Below are 16,702 nucleotides of genomic sequence, written 5' to 3'. Positions count from 1 at the left end.
CATATGATTAAGAGAATAAAACTTCGAACGCTGCTGATAGGGGGAATTATAACCCTCTTTTTTGCTGTATTGATGGGAAGAGTATTCTGGCTTCAGATCGTAGAGGGGGATTTCTGGGAAGCGCACGCGGAACAGCTCTGGTCTACGAAAAAAATACTGCCCGCGACCCGCGGGACGATTACGGACCGAAACGGCGACGTGCTGGCGGTCGATGCTCCGGCTTATACGGTAGCGATCAATCCGAAAGTCATTAATCAGTTCGATCTCCAGGATGAGGTGGTCGAAGGACTCGGCGAATTGCTGGGCAAAGACGAAAGTGAGCTGCGGGAGCTCGTAAACGCCAAAAAGAAAGACGGTTCATTTTACGAACAGCGTGAAATTCACGACGAAGGCTGGAAGATCGATCAAGAGCTGAAGGATAAGGTGGAAGAGTTCAGCAATAAGATCCTGAAAGAGCATAAAGGGCTGGAGGATTCGGGAATCTATATTATCAAAGATCAAAAGCGGTATTACCCGAAAAATAGTCTGGCTACCCATTTGCTCGGTTATGTCGACCGGGAGGGAAAGGCGGTTTCCGGACTGGAGGCATTTTTTGACGATGAGCTCAAAGGGAAAAACGGCTCGCTTGAATACAAGAGTGACGGAAGAGGCATCGAGGTTCCGAAAGCAAGCGAGATCTACACACCGGTCCAAAACGGCGATAACATTCAACTGACGATCGATGATACGATACAGTATTATATCGAAGATGCAATGAAAGAAGCTTATGATCAGCTCAAGCCGATCAGTATGACCGTAATCGCGGTCGATCCGAAAACGATGAATGTCCTGGGCATGGCGAACATGCCGACATATAACCCGAACGCGTATTGGGAAGACGTAGAGCAAAAGAACTTTTATAATCATGCGATAAAATCCGTTTACGAGCCGGGTTCGACTTTCAAGATCGTTACCTTGGCCGGCGCGGTGCAGGAGGGTCTGTTTAACCCGAATGCCACTTACAAGTCGGGCAGCATTCGCGTACCTGGGCAGACGATCCACGATATCAAGCGGGAAGGCTGGGGAACTATCTCCTATCTGGACGGCGTGAAACGATCCAGTAACGTAGCGTTCGTCAAGCTGGGTTACGAAATGCTTGGCCCCGAACGTTTAAAGCAATATGTCGATAGCTTTGGCTTCGGGCAAAAAACCGGGATCGAGCTGCCGGGCGAAGCGGCCGGTATCGTGGATCCGGTGCAGCAGGCCGACTTTGCCGCCATGTCGTATGGCCACGGCAAGCTGCTGGTAACCCCATTGCAGATGGTAACCGCGGTGGCGGCCGTAGCCAACGGAGGAAAATTGATGGAGCCTCACGTGGTGAAGTCCATCACCGACCCGCAGACCGGGAAAACGACCAAAACGGAGCCGAAAGTCGTGCGCCAGGTCATCTCAACAGATACGGCCAAGGAAGTGGGCGGCTATCTGGAGCAGGTCGTATCCGATCAGGAAATCGGCACCGGACGGCATGCCTACATCGACGGGTACCGCGTCGCCGGGAAGACCGGTACGGCGGTAAAAGTCGTTAACGGGCAATATGACTATACGAAACAGGTCGTTTCATTTATCGGCTACGCGCCGGTGGACGATCCGAAGATTGCCATGATCGTCCTGATCGACGAACCAAAGGACTCCGATTTGGGCGGCGGTACGGCGGCGGCCCCGATTTTCAAAAAAATCGTGAATCAAACTTTGCAATATATGGGCGTACCCAAGAAGTTTTCCGGTGAAGCCGCGAAAAACACAGCATCTGCGAACAGCGGACCGAAAGTGCCGGATTTAGGAGAAAAGACGCTCACCCAGGCGAAGGATCTTCTTAAGAGCAAAGGGATCTCGTATGCTACTCTGGGCAGCGGAACGAACGTGCTATCCCAGTTTCCGAAGGCGAACAGCACGCTTAAATCCGGGCAATTCGTCTACCTTCTTACGGAAGAGGGCAAGGACATCGCCATTCCGAGTCTGAAAGGAGAGTCGCTGCGGGACGCCTTGGAATTACTGTCGGTTTTGCAAATTCAGGCCACGGCGAAAGGCGAAGGGTATGTCGTCTCCCAAAAAGCCACCCAGGCGAACGGACAGAGGAGCGTGGAGCTTACCTTGGAACCGCCTGCGCCGAGTAACGGCGAAGCCGGTCAACCGGATGAAACGGACGGCGGTGAGGACGCTCAAGGAGGAGAAGCCCCCGGGTCGCCGTAGCTTGTTCTAACCCCTGTTTGTCCTGAATATTCATGAGATGAAAACATTCATTCATGAGACAGGATGGAATAGGGGGCAGCCTATGAAAATTTCTAAAGTCATTGTCAGACGAAGACTGTTCTGGTTGTTGATGATGCTGTGCGTGCTGTTTGCGGCATTAGCGGTACGGCTGGCTTACGTACAGATCGGTCAAGGCGCGGAATTGTCGGCCAAGGCGGAGGATTCCTGGCGCCGGAACATCCCTTATTCGGCGAAGCGGGGCGAAATCAGCGACCGGAACGGCAACGTTCTTGCATACAATATTACGACACCGACCGTCATGGCGATTCCGGTTCAGATCAAGCTGCCGCAAACGACGGCCAAAAGTCTGGCGCCGCTGCTTGGCATGAGCGAGGATGCAATCCTCAAGGTCATTACGAAAAAAGAATCCATAGTCAGGCTGCAACCCGGCGGACGCAAAATTACGATGGAAAAAGCCCAGCAAATTCGTGATTTGGCTCTCCCGGGTATTGTTGTCGCCGAGGATAACAAAAGATACTATCCCTTCGGCGGGCTCGCGGCGCATATTCTAGGCTTTACCGGCAGCTACAATCAGGGACTGACGGGTATAGAAAACAAGTACGATAACCTGTTGAGCGGGATGAACGGCAGTGTCTCGTACCTTTCGGATGCCGGCGGAAGATTGATGCCGGGATCTTCGGAAAAGTATGTGCCGCCCAAGGACGGCCTGAACCTGGAACTGACGATCGACAAGTCGATCCAGAGCATTATGGAGCGCGAGTTGGATCAGGCCATGGCGCGTTTGAATCCGGACTCGGCGTTGTCGATCGCCATGAATCCGAAAACCGGCGAGATTCTCGGCATGGCCGCCCGGCCGGGGTATGAGCCGGCCGATTATCAGAATTACGATTCCTCGGTATATAACCGGAATCTTCCCATCTGGATGACCTATGAACCGGGGTCGACCTTTAAAATCATCACGCTGGCTGCCGCGCTGGAGGAGAAAAAGGTGAATTTGCTGCATGACCGGTTTTTCGACCCCGGATATGTCAAAATCGCCGGAGCTACGCTTCGCTGCTGGAAAAAGGGCGGACACGGCAGCCAGACCTTTCTGCAGGTGGTCGAGAATTCCTGCAACCCGGGGTTTGTTGCCCTTGGGCAGCGGCTCGGCAAGGAAACCTTGTTTCAATACATTAAAAATTTCGGATTCGGGACCAAAACGGGCATTGACCTGAGCGGGGAAGAGAACGGAATTCTTTTTAAACTGCCGCAGGTCGGACCGGTGGAACTGGCGACGACCTCGTTTGGGCAAGGCGTATCGGTGACGCCGATTCAGCAGATTACCGCGGTTTCCGCCGCGATCAACGGGGGGAAGCTGTATAAGCCGTACGTCGCCAAATCGTGGACCAACCCGGAAACGGGAGAAATCGTCGAAGAGAACCAGCCGCAGCTCGTACGACAGGTCATTTCGGAAGAGACCTCGAAGCAGGTGCGTTCCGCTTTGGAAAGCGTCGTTGCCAACGGCACCGGCGGAAACGCCTTTATCGACGGCTATCGTGTGGGCGGCAAAACCGGGACGGCGCAAAAGGTCGTAAACGGGCGCTACTCTCCGAACGAGCATATCGTCTCCTTTATCGGCTTCGCTCCGGCGGACGATCCGCAAATCGTCGTATATACGGCGATCGACAACCCGCAGGGCATTCAGTTCGGCGGCGTGGTTGTCGCGCCGATCGTGCGCAATATCATGGAGGATACGCTGGAATACATGAAGGTTCCGCCCCGCAAAGATCAGGTCGCCAAAAAATTCAAGTACGGGGAGACTCCGATTGTAACGGTTCCCGATTTGATCGGGCATACAACCGAGGATATTTACGAAGACATGAACATGAACTTCAATCTGGCAAGATCCGGCGCAGGCAATGTTGTCATCAATCAGGCTCCAAAGGCAGGCGCACGGGTCGAAAAGGGCTCGACCATCCGCATTTACATGGGCAGCGAAGCCGATGCGGAGAAAGAACTTGATGACAGTGAATAATCTTCCTGAACTATACATTTTTTGGTGATAATATATAATAGGTGTTATGCTTTTTATTTGACGGAGGGGTACCTATGCTTTTAAAAGAACTAGCTACTTTTTTAACGGCTTCGGAAATACGCGGCGAAAAGGATGCGGATTGTACCGGTATCGCGATCGATTCCCGTAAAATCCAGGCCGGCGATTTGTTTGTCTGCCTGCCGGGACATACGGTAGACGGTCATGATTACGCGCGGCAGGCAGCAGAAAAAGGCGCGTCGGCCCTTGTCGTGGAGCGTTGGCTAAACGAAATTCCGCTGCCGCAGCTGAAGGCGAAAGACAGCCGTCTGGCCATGGCGGTGCTGAGCAATGTCTTTTTCGGCACGCCCAGCTGCCGCATGAAGGTTATCGGCGTCACGGGCACCAACGGCAAAACGACGACGACCTATCTGATCGAGCGGATTTTGCAGGATCGGGGAGAAGAAACGGGACTTATCGGCACGATCCAGCGCAAATTTGCCGGCCAAACCTATCCGATGTCCGGGACGACGCCGGAATCGCTGGATTTGCAATGCTATTTGAATCGCATGGCCGAAGGCGGAGCGACTTATTGCGTCATGGAAGTGTCCTCGCATGCTCTTGAACAAGGGCGCGTGAAGGGGACCAAGTTCCGCACTGCGGTATTTACGAACTTAACCCAGGATCATCTGGACTATCATAAAACGATGGATGAATATCGAAGCGCCAAAGGATTGTTTTTCTCGCGGCTTGGCAATACCTATGCCGCCGATCCGCAGGAGCGCAGCTATGCGGTTTTGAACGCCGACGATCCGGCAGCCGAGTATTTTGCCAAATTGACGGCAGCCGAGACGATAACCTATGGCGTCGAACATGAAGCGGACGTGCGCGCCTCCAATATCTCAATTACTTCCAAAGGAACTTCGTTCCATGTGGACACCTACCAAGGCAGCGCCGACATTTCTCTTCGAATGATCGGCAAATTCAATGTGTATAACGCGCTGGCAGCCATATCCGCCACCCTTTTGGAAGGCATTCCGCTGGAGCAAATCAAAGCCAGCCTGGAATCCATCAAAGGCGTAGAGGGACGGGTCGAGGCGGTTGACGAAGGCCAATCCTTCGCGGTGGTCGTCGACTACGCCCATACTCCCGATGGCCTCGAGAACGTGCTCCGTACCGTCAATGAATTCGCCAAGGGACGCGTGATTTGCGTATTTGGCTGCGGTGGAGACCGGGACCGGACCAAACGTCCGATTATGGGGCGGATTGCGGCGAAATACGCGCAGCATGTGATCGTCACTTCCGACAATCCGCGCACGGAGGATCCGGCAGCAATCCTGCAGGATATCAAACGCGGACTGCAGGACGACAAGGTGCCTGCCGACCGCTACGAGCTGATTGTCGACCGCCGGGAGGCTATCCAAAAGGCTATTGAAATGGCAAGCCGTGAAGATGTAGTATTGATTGCGGGGAAAGGTCATGAAACCTATCAATTGATCGGAACCGAAGTGCTCGATTTTGATGATCGGATCGTAGCAAAAGAAGCGATAAGGGGTTTGGCAAAGTGATTAGTAGAAACTTAGCGGATATTGCCGCGATGTGCGGCGGACAGGTTTGGAGAACGGACGATTCCGACATTTCCATACAGGGGGTTGTTACCGACTCCCGGCATATTTCGAAGGGGTGTCTGTTTGTTCCTTTGAAAGGAGAAAAGTTCGACGGCCACGACTTCGCCGCAGGCTGCCTGTCGGCGGGAGCGGGAGCCGTATTGTGGGAGAAGACCAAAGGAACTCCGCCCGGTCCGGCCGTGCTTGTCGGGAACACGCTTGAGGCGCTGCAATCTCTCGCCAAGTCCTATCTTCACGAAACGAAAGCTAAAGTGATCGGCATTACGGGTAGCAATGGAAAAACGACGACTAAAGATCTCGTTTTCGCCCTGTTGTCGACGACTTATAAAGTACACAAAACCAAAGGCAATTTCAACAATCATATCGGCTTGCCGCTGACGATTCTGGCCATGCCGGCGGATACGGATTTCGCCGTGCTCGAAATGGGCATGAGCGGCCGCTATGAAATTGAATTGCTTTCGAAGCTGGCCGAGCCGGAGACTGCCGTCGTGACCAACATCGGCGAGTCCCACCTCTTGCAGCTAGGCTCCAGAAAAGAAATCGCTCGCGCCAAGCTAGAAATCCTCTCGGGGATGAAGCCTGGGGGCTTGTTTATTTATAATGGGGACGAACCTCTAATCACCGAAGTGCTGGCCGAGCCGGAAACGAAGAAACCGTCCAGCCTTGTTACGGCGACGTTTGGCTTAAGCCATGGCAATGACGAGTATCCGAGCGGGATGATGTTCATGGAAAGCGGCATTCTATTCACCTCTCATCTAGGCGGAGATTCGGCATTGGAACTTCCTTTGCTCGGAGAACATAACGTAGTGAACGCGCTCGCCGCTTTAACCGTTGCCCGGCATTACGGGGTCAGCGAAGCCTCGATCCGGGAAGGGCTGCGATATGTGGAACTGACCGGCATGCGGATCGAAATGATTACCGGGATCAGCGGGATTACGATTCTGAATGATGCCTACAATGCCAGCCCGACTTCTATGAGAGCCGCCATCGGCGTGCTGGAGAAAATGAAGGGTTATTCCAGAAAGTTCGCGGTGCTCGGCGACATGCTGGAATTGGGAGCGCAAGAGCAAGACTTTCACCGGGAAATCGGGACCTTCCTGAACCCGGGCAAAGTGGATCAGCTCTTTACGTTTGGGCCTCTGGCCGCAAAAATTGCCGAAGGGGCGGCCGAAAGCTTGGAGGCGGACCGTATTCATTCGTTTACGGACAAAGCCAAGCTCATTCAGCGGCTTATTCCGATGCTGCGCCCCAGCGACGTGCTGCTGGTCAAAGCTTCCCGCGGCATGAAGCTCGAGGAAGTCGTGGACGCGGTTAAAAATAACGATCTTCATCATTGATCTTGCGCGAAAGGAGGGTGATCCCATGGATTTTGGACTCATACTGTTAACGATCGGCGTTTCTTTTATACTGGCCGTCATTTCGGCTCCGCTCTTTATTCCTTTACTTCGTCGAATGAAATTCGGCCAGCAAATTCGCGGCGAGGGACCGCAAAGTCATCTTAAAAAAGCCGGTACGCCAACGATGGGCGGTATCATTATCATATTGGCGTTTACATTGTCTTTTTTGAAGTTTTCCGTCGTAAACATGGATTTTTACGTTTTGCTGGTAGCTACCTTAGGCTTTGGCCTGGTTGGCTTTCTCGATGACTATATCAAAATCGTCTTCAAACGATCACTGGGACTGACGCCTAAGCAGAAGCTGTTCGGACAGATCCTGTTTTCCGCTATTGTCTGCGCGCTGCTCATTTCTGAAGGGCACAGCACGGCGATCGGGATTCCGGGAACCCAGGCCTCGTTTGATCTTGGCCCTTGGTTTTATTATCCTTTTATTGTCGTTATGATGCTGGCGATCAGCAACGCGGTTAACTTTACCGACGGTCTGGACGGCTTGCTCTCCGGCGTAAGCGCGATTGCGTTCGGGGCGTTTGCGGTGATTGCCATGCAGGCGACCTCCATTCCTGCCGCGGTATGCGCGGCGGCCATGATCGGCGCGGTGCTTGGCTTTCTCGTATTTAACGCTCATCCGGCCAAAGTGTTCATGGGCGATACCGGTTCGCTCGGGATTGGCGGGGCGATTGCCGCGGTGTCGATCATTACCAAAAGCGAGCTGCTTTTCTTGATCATCGGCGGTATTTTCGTTATCGAAATGCTGTCCGTCGTCCTTCAGGTCGTTTCTTTCAAAACCCGGGGAAAACGGATTTTCAAAATGAGCCCGATCCATCATCATTTCGAGCTGTCAGGCTGGTCGGAATGGCGGGTAGTGGTTACTTTTTGGGTTGTAGGCCTCGTATTGGCGGGAATTGGACTTTACTTAAACAAGGGGTTGTAAAAAATGAATCATCCAGAAGAATACCGGGGACGGCAGGTAGTCGTGCTCGGTTTGGCCAAAAGCGGCGTCCAGGTTGCCAAAACCCTGCATCAGCATGGAGCCGTCGTTACGGTGAACGATAGGAAAGACAGAGAACAATGTCCCGAAGCAACCGAATTGGAGGCTTTGGGAATTTCTGTTGTATGCGGGGGACATCCGGAAGGGCTGATCCATCCCGGCGTGGAACTGGTCGTCAAAAATCCCGGCATTCCATATACCGCGCCGCCTGTCGCCAAAGCGCTGGAACTCGGGATCGACGTGGTCACCGAAGTTGAAGTCGCTTATCGCTTGTGCGCGGCGCCTATGATCGGCATCACCGGCTCCAACGGCAAGACGACCACGACGACGTGGATCGGCAAAATGCTGGAAGCCGCCGGACTCCGGCCTATCGTTGCCGGCAACATCGGCACTCCGCTATGCGAAGCGGCTGCGGATGCCGATCGGGACAACTGGATGGTCGTCGAGCTCAGCAGCTTTCAGCTCAAGGGGACCCAGGAGTTTCGGCCTGCGGTTGCTTGCTTGCTGAATGTAGCGGAGACGCATCTGGATTACCACGGCACGATGGATGATTACATAGGATCCAAAGCCAAGCTGTTTGCCAACCAGCTTGAGACCGATCGGGCTGTGATCAATTGGGACGACCCTGTGTGCCGTGAACTCGTGCCTTATATCAAGGCGAAACTGTTTCCTTTCTCCATGACCGAGGAATTGAAGACGGAAAGCGTGTATGTCCACCCTTCGTATGTTCCCGGAGTGGAAGACGAGGTTTCGCGGAGCATCATGTACCGGAATTCAGACGGAGAAATCCGCAAGATCGTCGATATACAAGAAATCGCACTTCCCGGACGATTTAATGTGGAGAACGCTTTGGCGGCCGTCGCGGCTTCGCTGGCCGCGGGCGCGTCCCCCGAGGCGCTTGTTTCGCCGCTGCGCGCTTTCCGGGGGGTAGAGCATCGGCTGGAGTACGTTGACGAGAAGCAGGGGGTTGTCTATTACAATAATTCCAAAGCGACGAACTCGAAAGCAACCGTCATGGCACTGGGCGCGTTAACGAGCAGGGTCGTCCTGATTGCGGGCGGGCTGGACCGAGGTTCGGATTATATGGAATTGCTGCAAGTTTTCAAAGAGAAGGTAAAGGCGGTAGTGGCTATCGGGCAAACGAAAGAGAAAATCGGCCATGTTGCAAATCTAGCGGGTCTAATCGATATTGTGCTTGTCGATACTGGAGACAGCGCCGCGGAAACGCTGCGTACCGCGCTTAAGGAAGCGGCCGCCCTGGCAACGCCGGGGGACGCCGTACTGCTCTCGCCGGCTTGCGCCAGCTGGGATATGTTCTCTTCCTATGAAGAGCGTGGACGCATTTTTAAAGAGGCGGTGCATACCCTTTAAGTAGGGGGGTGGAAAAGCCCCTACTTTTCGTTAAGAGGTGGCATCCACGATGGGCAAGAGCCGTTTGGCGCCTGATTTTTGGCTGATGGCCAGTATTTTAGGCTTGCTTGCAATCGGAATCGTGATGGTTTACAGCGCCGGTTCCGTGTTAGGTTTTCATGATCACGGAGATTCTTTCTATTTCGTAAAGCGCCAGCTGCTGTTTGCGGTACTCGGCTTAGTGGCGATGTTTTTTACCATGAACCTGGATTACCGGGTGCTGCGCAAATACGCCAAAATCGGCTTGTTCATCTGCTTCGGGCTGCTGGTGATCGTGCTGATCCCCGGAATCGGGGTGGTGCGCGGGGGCGCGAGAAGCTGGCTCGGGATCAGCTCCTTCGGAATTCAGCCTTCCGAGTTCATGAAGCTCGGCATGATTTTGTTTCTCTCTTTTTGGCTGAGCAAAGAAGATTACCAGATTACTAATTTCTTTCGCGGCTTGCTTCCGCCGCTGGCCGTAATCGGGACGGCGTTTGGCCTGACCATGCTGCAGCCCGATTTGGGGACAGGCACGGTCATGCTGGGCGCTTCGCTGCTCATCGTGTTTACGGCGGGGGCCAAAATCCGGCATTTGGCCGGACTTGCCGCGATAGGCGCGCTGGGCTTCGCCGGTCTGATCCTGGCCGCCCCCTATCGGCTGCAGCGGATTACGGCGTTTCTGGATCCATGGTCCGACCCGCTCGGCGCCGGGTATCAGATCATCCAATCCCTTTATGCGATTGGTCCCGGAGGGCTGGCCGGACTGGGACTCGGCATGAGCCGCCAAAAATATGCGTATGTGCCGGAACCTCAAACGGACTTTATTTTTTCCATACTGGCGGAAGAACTGGGGTTCATCGGCGGCATGATCGTTCTGCTGCTGTTTCTAATTTTGGTGTGGCGAGGCATGAGGGTGGCTATGACCGTGGACGATACGTTCGGGAGCTTGCTGGCCGTCGGGATCGTGGGAATGGTCGCCGTGCAGGTGGTCATCAACATCGGTGTCGTTATCGGCCTCATGCCGGTCACCGGCATCACGCTGCCGCTCATCAGCTATGGCGGCTCATCGCTTACGCTGATGTTGACGGCGTTAGGCATTTTACTGAATTTATCCCGTTATGCGAGGTGAGATTATGCGCGTCGTACTGAGCGGCGGCGGAACCGGAGGGCACATTTATCCGGCGCTGGCCGTCGCAAGCCAATGCGCTGCGGAATATCCCGAGTCCGAATTTCTATACATCGGCGGGAAAAGGGGGCTGGAAAGCTCTCTGGTTCCGAAAGAGAATATTCCTTTTGAAGCGATCGATATTACCGGCTTCCGCAGGAAGCTGTCTTTGGATAATGTGAAAACGGTCATGCGGTTTATTAAAGGGGTTCAGACCTCCAAGAAGCTGCTGCGCGAATTTCGCCCCGACGTTGTCATCGGTACTGGCGGGTATGTGTGCGGCCCGGTCGTTTACGCCGCTGCCAAACTGGGCATACCGACCATCATCCACGAGCAGAATGCCGTTCCCGGATTGACCAACAAATTTTTGAGCAAATATGTGTCGTCCGTGGCGGTTAGCTTCAAGGGATCGGGAGACGCTTTCCCCGGAGCGAAAAACACTGTTTATACAGGAAATCCGCGAGCGACGACGGTGTATGAGGCCGATAAAAATAATGGCTACGATTCCCTGGGGCTGCCGAAGAGCAGTTCCATTGTTGTCGTTGTCGGAGGAAGCCGGGGCGCGCGAGCGATTAATGAGGCTATGATTGAGATGGCTTCGTACCTGGAGCGAGCTAGGCATGTCCGCTTCGTCTTTGTGACCGGCGACAATTACTACGAATCGACTCAGGAAGCGATCCGAGCCAAAACGGGCGAAATTCCGGCCAATTTGCAGGTGCTCCCTTATATTCACAACATGCCCGAGGTGCTTGCGGCGACTTCGCTGATCGTTAACCGGGCCGGAGCTTCCTTTTTGGCGGAAATCAATTCGCTGGGCATTCCCTCCATTTTGATCCCTTCTCCGAACGTAACCAACAATCATCAGGAGAAGAACGCCAGAACCCTGGAAAAGGCCGGGGCGGCCGAAGTGATTTTGGAGCCGGAGCTTGATGGAAAAAAACTGTTCGGCTCGATTGAACGCATTATGAACGATATGAAGCTTCATGCATCGATGGCGGATGCTTCACGCCGTCTCGGCAAGCCGGAGTCTGCCCATTTAATCGTGGAAGAGATGCGGCGAATTAGCCAGAATACGGAAGAACGAAGATAAACGCGATCCAAGCGGCGCGTCTGGGCGATTGTCACACTTCCGCCGGAAAGGCATAAGATACTTTATAAATCGTGACAATCCATACCGGAGCGGGCCTGACCCGAAAGGTTTTCCGCCGGCTCCGGAAGATCCGGGCTGCCGGCCGACCATGCGGCGCTCTCCAAAAACTCGCAGCCACCGTGAAGCCGGCGCAAAAAGCCGCCATACCCAATCAAGGAGGATTATTACGATGCAGCAGTGGATAGCGAAATTGACAAGCCAGGACGTCGGAAAGGTATTGCCGGGTGAACCTATGTCGAAATATACAACTTGGAAAATCGGCGGACCGGCCGACGCCATGATCATTCCCGAGAATACTCAACAACTGCAGACGCTCGTTCGCTTGCTGCACGAAGAACGGATTCCTTGGATGTTGGTGGGCAAGGGCTCCAATATGCTCGTCTCGGACAATGGCATCAGAGGAGCTGTCATCAAATTGGGCTCAGAGCTGGAGAACATTCAATTTAGAGGAACGGAGATTGAAGCCGGCGGGGGGGCTTCCTTCGTCAGACTGAGCGTTATGGCCGGAAAAGCGGGCCTGACCGGCCTGGAATTTGCCGGCGGCATTCCCGGAACGGTGGGAGGCGCCGTATACATGAACGCCGGCGCCCATGGGTCTGATGTGTCACGGATATTCAAATCCGCTGAAATTGTTCTGGAAACCGGTGAAATGGCCACGTATACCGCGGAGGATATGAAATTTGCCTATCGCCACTCGATTCTGCACGAACAACGCGGCATCGTGGCGAAAGCCCAATTTTCGCTTGCCGAAGGAGACCGGCTGGAAATCGCCGCCGCCATGGCGGCTTACAAGGACCGGCGGCGTAAGACGCAGCCGCTGCAGCAGCCGTGCGCGGGCAGCGTATTCCGCAACCCGCCTGGAGACCATGCAGCTAGACTGATTGAAGCTGCGGGCTTGAAAGGTTTTCGAGTCGGAGGGGCCGAGGTGTCCACGCTGCATGCCAATTTCATCGTCAACACCGGGCAAGCGACAGCAGAGGACGTTCTTGCGCTTATGGAGCAGATCAAAGGCACCATCGCGGAGAGATCAGGGGTCGCTTTGGTGCCGGAGGTCTTCTTCGTGGGCGAACGGTAAATTCGGAGGTGATACATTGGACAAATTGGTGATTGAAGGCGGGAGACCCCTCTCAGGATCCATACGTATCCATGGAGCGAAAAATGCCGCACTGCCGATTATGGCAGCGAGCCTGCTGTCAGAAGGCATGGTGCAACTTCGAAACGTTCCCCGCTTACTCGACATTGACGTGATGCTTGGGATTCTGAGCCGCCTGGGCTGCAGAGCGGTCCATAAAGGCGACACGGTCATCATCGATACGGGGAGCGCGGATTCCAGCCATGTGCCGGAAGACTTGATGAAGCAGATGCGTTCTTCCATCTTTTTGATGGGTCCGCTCCTTGCCAGGTTTGGCGAGGTATGCATTTATCAACCTGGCGGCTGCGCGATTGGGGAGAGAAAGATCGATCTGCATCTCAAAGGTCTTGAAGCACTCGGGGCAGCGATCGAAGAGAGAGATTCGCAAATTTGGTGCAAAGCCGATAAGCTGGTTGGCACCGACATTCATCTCGATTTTCCAAGCGTAGGCGCAACGGAGAATATCATGATGGCTGCAGCGATGGCGGAAGGTACGACAGTGATTACCAATGCCGCGCGGGAGCCGGAGATCCAGGACCTGCAAAATTTTCTGAACGCCATGGGCGCGAGTCTGATCGGGGCCGGAACGGACACGATAACGATCCGCGGCGTAGAACGGTTATATCCTTGCGAGTATGAGATTATCCCTGACCGGATTGTCGCCGGAACGGCACTCATTGCGGCAGCGGCCACCCGCGGCAGCGTGACGCTTACCCACAGCAATCCCGCGCATTTGGTATCGCTGCTGCACGTGCTTCGCCGCGCCGGTGTTCAAATCGGAGCATACAATGATATAATTACGGTAAGCAGCGTCGGACGTCCCAAAGCCGTGGAACGGATTGTCACTTCTCCGTACCCGTCTTTCCCTACGGATTTGCAATCTCAGATTATGGTATTGCTTGCATTGGCGGACGGAATGAGCCTGATGAAGGAAACGGTGTTTGAAGGCAGATTCAAACACGTAGATGAACTTGTACGAATGGGCGCGGATATTTCGGTCGACCTGAACGCCGCGTTTATCCGGGGTGTCCCCAGATTGTACGGTGCAACGGTGGAAGCGACGGACCTGAGAGCCGGTGCTGCGCTTGTGATCGCCGGGTTGGCCGCCCAGGGCAAAACGGTCGTGGAGCAGGTTCATCATATCGACCGCGGTTATGACCGAATCGAAACGATGTTCCAGCGCCTGGGGGGCGTCGTAAACCGGGAAACCCCCGTGCTGAAGCAGCTTGATTTAGCATAAGGAAGGCCTGAGACGTTCCCCTCCGCCGGAGGGGATCATCGGCTTTTGTAGTACTTATTCAGAACTTAACGGAGAAATGATATGCCAAAAGCCAATATACCTGCCCTTAAAGAACCTGTTCCCAAAAAGAAAAGCGGCCGAAAAATCAAAACGATTCTATTTCTGTTGTTTTTGTCTTTGCTGTGCGTACTTTTTTTTCGTTCCTCTCTGAGCAAAGTTTCCGTTATTACTTTTGAAGGAAATACATATGAGACGGATGCGCAGTTGCTGACAAAAACCGGGATTCAGGTAGGCAGTCCGTATTTTGGAGTCAGTGCGGATAACATCCGACATAAATTGTCGGAAATCAAGTCGATCAAACAGGTAGACGTAAACAAGTCTTTTCCGGGCTCGATTCAAATACGCATTGAGGAATATCCGCTATCGGCGTATGAACTATCGGACAATGGACAAATCAAGGGGCTTCTGGCCAATGGCACAAAGATTGACCTGAAAAACGGAGCCCCTGTGGACAAGCCTATTCTGACCGGCTGGAAAGAAGACGATCCCTATCTCTCGAAGCTTTGCAGTAAACTTGCGGAAATTCCGGACAACCTGACGGCAGACATTTCCGAAATCTCACCGTCTCCGACGCTGTCCTATCCCGACCGCATCAAAATGTACACCCGCTCCCGCTTTGAAGTGATATCGGCCATATCGCTGCTTGCCAAAAAAGCGGAATATATGAATATGATCCTGGAGGCTCAGGATCCAGGCAGACTGACAATGCTTGACGCCGATTCGTACGTTCCTTACAACGCGCCGGACGATGAGCAAAATGAACAAAATGATACTACTCATGAGTGAAAAACAATGTTAAAATACATTTTATGGGCTAGTTTCCTTTCTCCTTCTTTTTTCTTCTGATTTTTGCGTGTCGGCCTACCCTCTTTCATTTCGAGTTTACGGTTCTTCGGCGGGCTTTATTGTAAAAGTTGGAAGCTAAAAAATTTGTAGAAAAAAGAGGGAAAGAAGTAACCGTGTTGAATATGTAGAGAGTGCATTTATTACTAGGCTATAATATTTTTAATGGGAAATAGGAGGTGCCAGGGGCTTGAGCAACAATGACATCATTGTTAGTTTGGACATCGGTACATCCAAAGTTCGTGCTATTATTGGGGAAATCAGTAATGGAACCTTTAATATTATTGGGGTTGGATCTGCCGACTCGGAAGGAATTCGAAAAGGCGCGATAGTAGATATTGACCAGACCGTCCAATCGATCCGCAGCGCTGTTGATCATGCGGAAAGAATGGTAGGCATTCAGATATCGGAAGTGTATGTCGGCATTTCGGGAAATCACATCGGACTCCAAACGAGCCACGGAGTTGTAACCGTTCAAAACGAAGACCGTGAGATTGGCGAAGAGGACATCGAGCGGGTCATGAAAGCGGCCGAAGTCATCGCGCTGCCTCCGGAACGGGAAATTATCGACGTAGTTGCCAAGCAATACGTAGTAGACGGGCTTGAAGGCATTCAGGATCCCCGCGGCATGATCGGGGTACGCCTGGAAGTGGAAGCCACAATTATTACGGGGGCAAAGACGGCGATACATAATCTGCTTCGCTGCGTAGAGAAGTCCGGTCTGAAAGTTCATGACCTCGTTTTGCTGTCGCTTGGAGCAGGTCAGCTTGCGTTATCCAAGGACGAGAAAGGCATTGGCTCCGTGCTGGTGGATATCGGCGCAGGCTCAACAACGATCGCTGTGTTTGAAAGCGGCACAATCGTAGCGACATCCACGCTTCCGATAGGGGGAGAATTTATAACGAATGACATTGCTTACGGACTTCGTACGCTAACCGAACAGGCGGAAAAAGTGAAGCTGAAGTACGGTTGCGCTTCGATCGAAGACGCTGCGGCGGATGTCACCTTCAAGGTGACGCGAATCGGAAGCAATGTGGACAAGGAGTTCACGCAAGAGGATCTTGCGGCCATTGCGGAGCCGCGGGTGCAGGAGATATTTCAACTGATCCGCCAGGAAGTAAAGCGACTGGGGTACAACGAGTTGCCCGGAGGGTATATCCTTACGGGAGGAACCGTTTCGATGCCGGGACTTCTTAAGGTTGCCCAAGATGAACTGGCCACTTCCGTACGGATTGCCGTGCCGGATTATATCGGCGTTCGCGATCCGGGGTTTACCGGCGGTGTAGGCATTCTTTATAAAGTCATCAAGAACATCCGGGTCCGGAATTCCGGACCGAAGAAGACGACAACCGCCAAAGCTTCGGGAAGTCCGAAATCCGCCCGGAAGACGGGCTTGGTGGAACGGCTTAAAAATTTATTCAGTGAATTTATATAGCGGATCAGGGATGA

The 16,702-nt window shown here is 53.4% G+C and carries 12 protein-coding genes; all 12 read left to right on the top strand.

Annotation, left to right across the window (positions count from 1 at the left end):
• The first annotated feature begins 3 nt into the window (after positions 1 to 3).
• The 12 genes from ACI48K_RS04945 to ftsA all read left to right on the top strand — a co-directional run bounded on the left by ACI48K_RS04945 (position 4) and on the right by ftsA (position 16,688).
• Complete coding sequence (locus tag ACI48K_RS04945) at positions 4 to 2,229, top strand: penicillin-binding transpeptidase domain-containing protein (protein WP_475026413.1); 2,226 nt, start codon at positions 4 to 6, stop codon at positions 2,227 to 2,229.
• Between the two features lie 82 nt (positions 2,230 to 2,311).
• Positions 2,312 to 4,264, top strand: a complete 1,953-nt coding sequence (locus ACI48K_RS04940; RefSeq protein ID WP_475026411.1) for a stage V sporulation protein D — start codon at positions 2,312 to 2,314, stop codon at positions 4,262 to 4,264.
• 74 nt (positions 4,265 to 4,338) lie between these two features.
• A complete protein-coding gene (locus tag ACI48K_RS04935) occupies positions 4,339 to 5,829 on the top strand; it encodes a UDP-N-acetylmuramoyl-L-alanyl-D-glutamate--2,6-diaminopimelate ligase (protein WP_475026409.1) in 1,491 nt (496 codons plus the stop codon).
• Positions 5,826 to 7,226 carry a UDP-N-acetylmuramoyl-tripeptide--D-alanyl-D-alanine ligase gene (locus ACI48K_RS04930; protein WP_475026407.1) on the top strand — a complete coding sequence of 467 codons (1,401 nt, stop codon included), beginning with the start codon at positions 5,826 to 5,828 and terminating at the stop codon, positions 7,224 to 7,226. Before ACI48K_RS04935 ends, ACI48K_RS04930 begins: the two co-directional genes overlap by 4 nt.
• Positions 7,227 to 7,251: 25 nt before the next feature.
• Positions 7,252 to 8,217 (top strand): phospho-N-acetylmuramoyl-pentapeptide-transferase, encoded by a 966-nt coding sequence (gene mraY / locus ACI48K_RS04925; protein WP_475026405.1) that lies wholly within the window; start codon positions 7,252 to 7,254, stop codon positions 8,215 to 8,217.
• Positions 8,218 to 8,220: 3 nt separating this feature from the next.
• The gene (gene murD, locus ACI48K_RS04920) at positions 8,221 to 9,645 is read left to right on the top strand and encodes a UDP-N-acetylmuramoyl-L-alanine--D-glutamate ligase (protein ID WP_475026403.1); all 1,425 of its coding nucleotides are present in this window, start codon (positions 8,221 to 8,223) and stop codon (positions 9,643 to 9,645) included.
• Positions 9,646 to 9,694: 49 nt separating this feature from the next.
• Entirely contained in the window at positions 9,695 to 10,792 is a 1,098-nt protein-coding gene (gene spoVE, locus ACI48K_RS04915; RefSeq protein WP_475026401.1) for a stage V sporulation protein E, read from the top strand.
• 4 nt (positions 10,793 to 10,796) lie between these two features.
• Positions 10,797 to 11,918, top strand: a complete 1,122-nt coding sequence (gene murG / locus ACI48K_RS04910) for an undecaprenyldiphospho-muramoylpentapeptide beta-N-acetylglucosaminyltransferase (protein ID WP_475026399.1) — start codon at positions 10,797 to 10,799, stop codon at positions 11,916 to 11,918.
• A 229-nt stretch (positions 11,919 to 12,147) separates the two neighbouring features.
• A complete protein-coding gene (gene murB, locus ACI48K_RS04905; RefSeq protein ID WP_475026397.1) occupies positions 12,148 to 13,053 on the top strand; it encodes a UDP-N-acetylmuramate dehydrogenase in 906 nt (301 codons plus the stop codon).
• Positions 13,054 to 13,069: 16 nt separating this feature from the next.
• Positions 13,070 to 14,350, top strand: a complete 1,281-nt coding sequence (gene murA, locus ACI48K_RS04900) for a UDP-N-acetylglucosamine 1-carboxyvinyltransferase (RefSeq protein WP_475026395.1) — start codon at positions 13,070 to 13,072, stop codon at positions 14,348 to 14,350.
• An 81-nt stretch (positions 14,351 to 14,431) separates the two neighbouring features.
• A complete protein-coding gene (locus tag ACI48K_RS04895) occupies positions 14,432 to 15,196 on the top strand; it encodes a cell division protein FtsQ/DivIB (protein ID WP_475026393.1) in 765 nt (254 codons plus the stop codon).
• A gap of 247 nt (positions 15,197 to 15,443) precedes the next feature.
• A complete protein-coding gene (gene ftsA / locus ACI48K_RS04890) occupies positions 15,444 to 16,688 on the top strand; it encodes a cell division protein FtsA (RefSeq protein ID WP_475026391.1) in 1,245 nt (414 codons plus the stop codon).
• Positions 16,689 to 16,702 lie beyond the last annotated feature (14 nt).

It is taken from the genome of Paenibacillus terrisolis (assembly GCF_056171975.1).
Note: the sequence above shows the minus strand (reverse complement) of the source record. Positions and strands in the feature narration are given on the sequence as shown.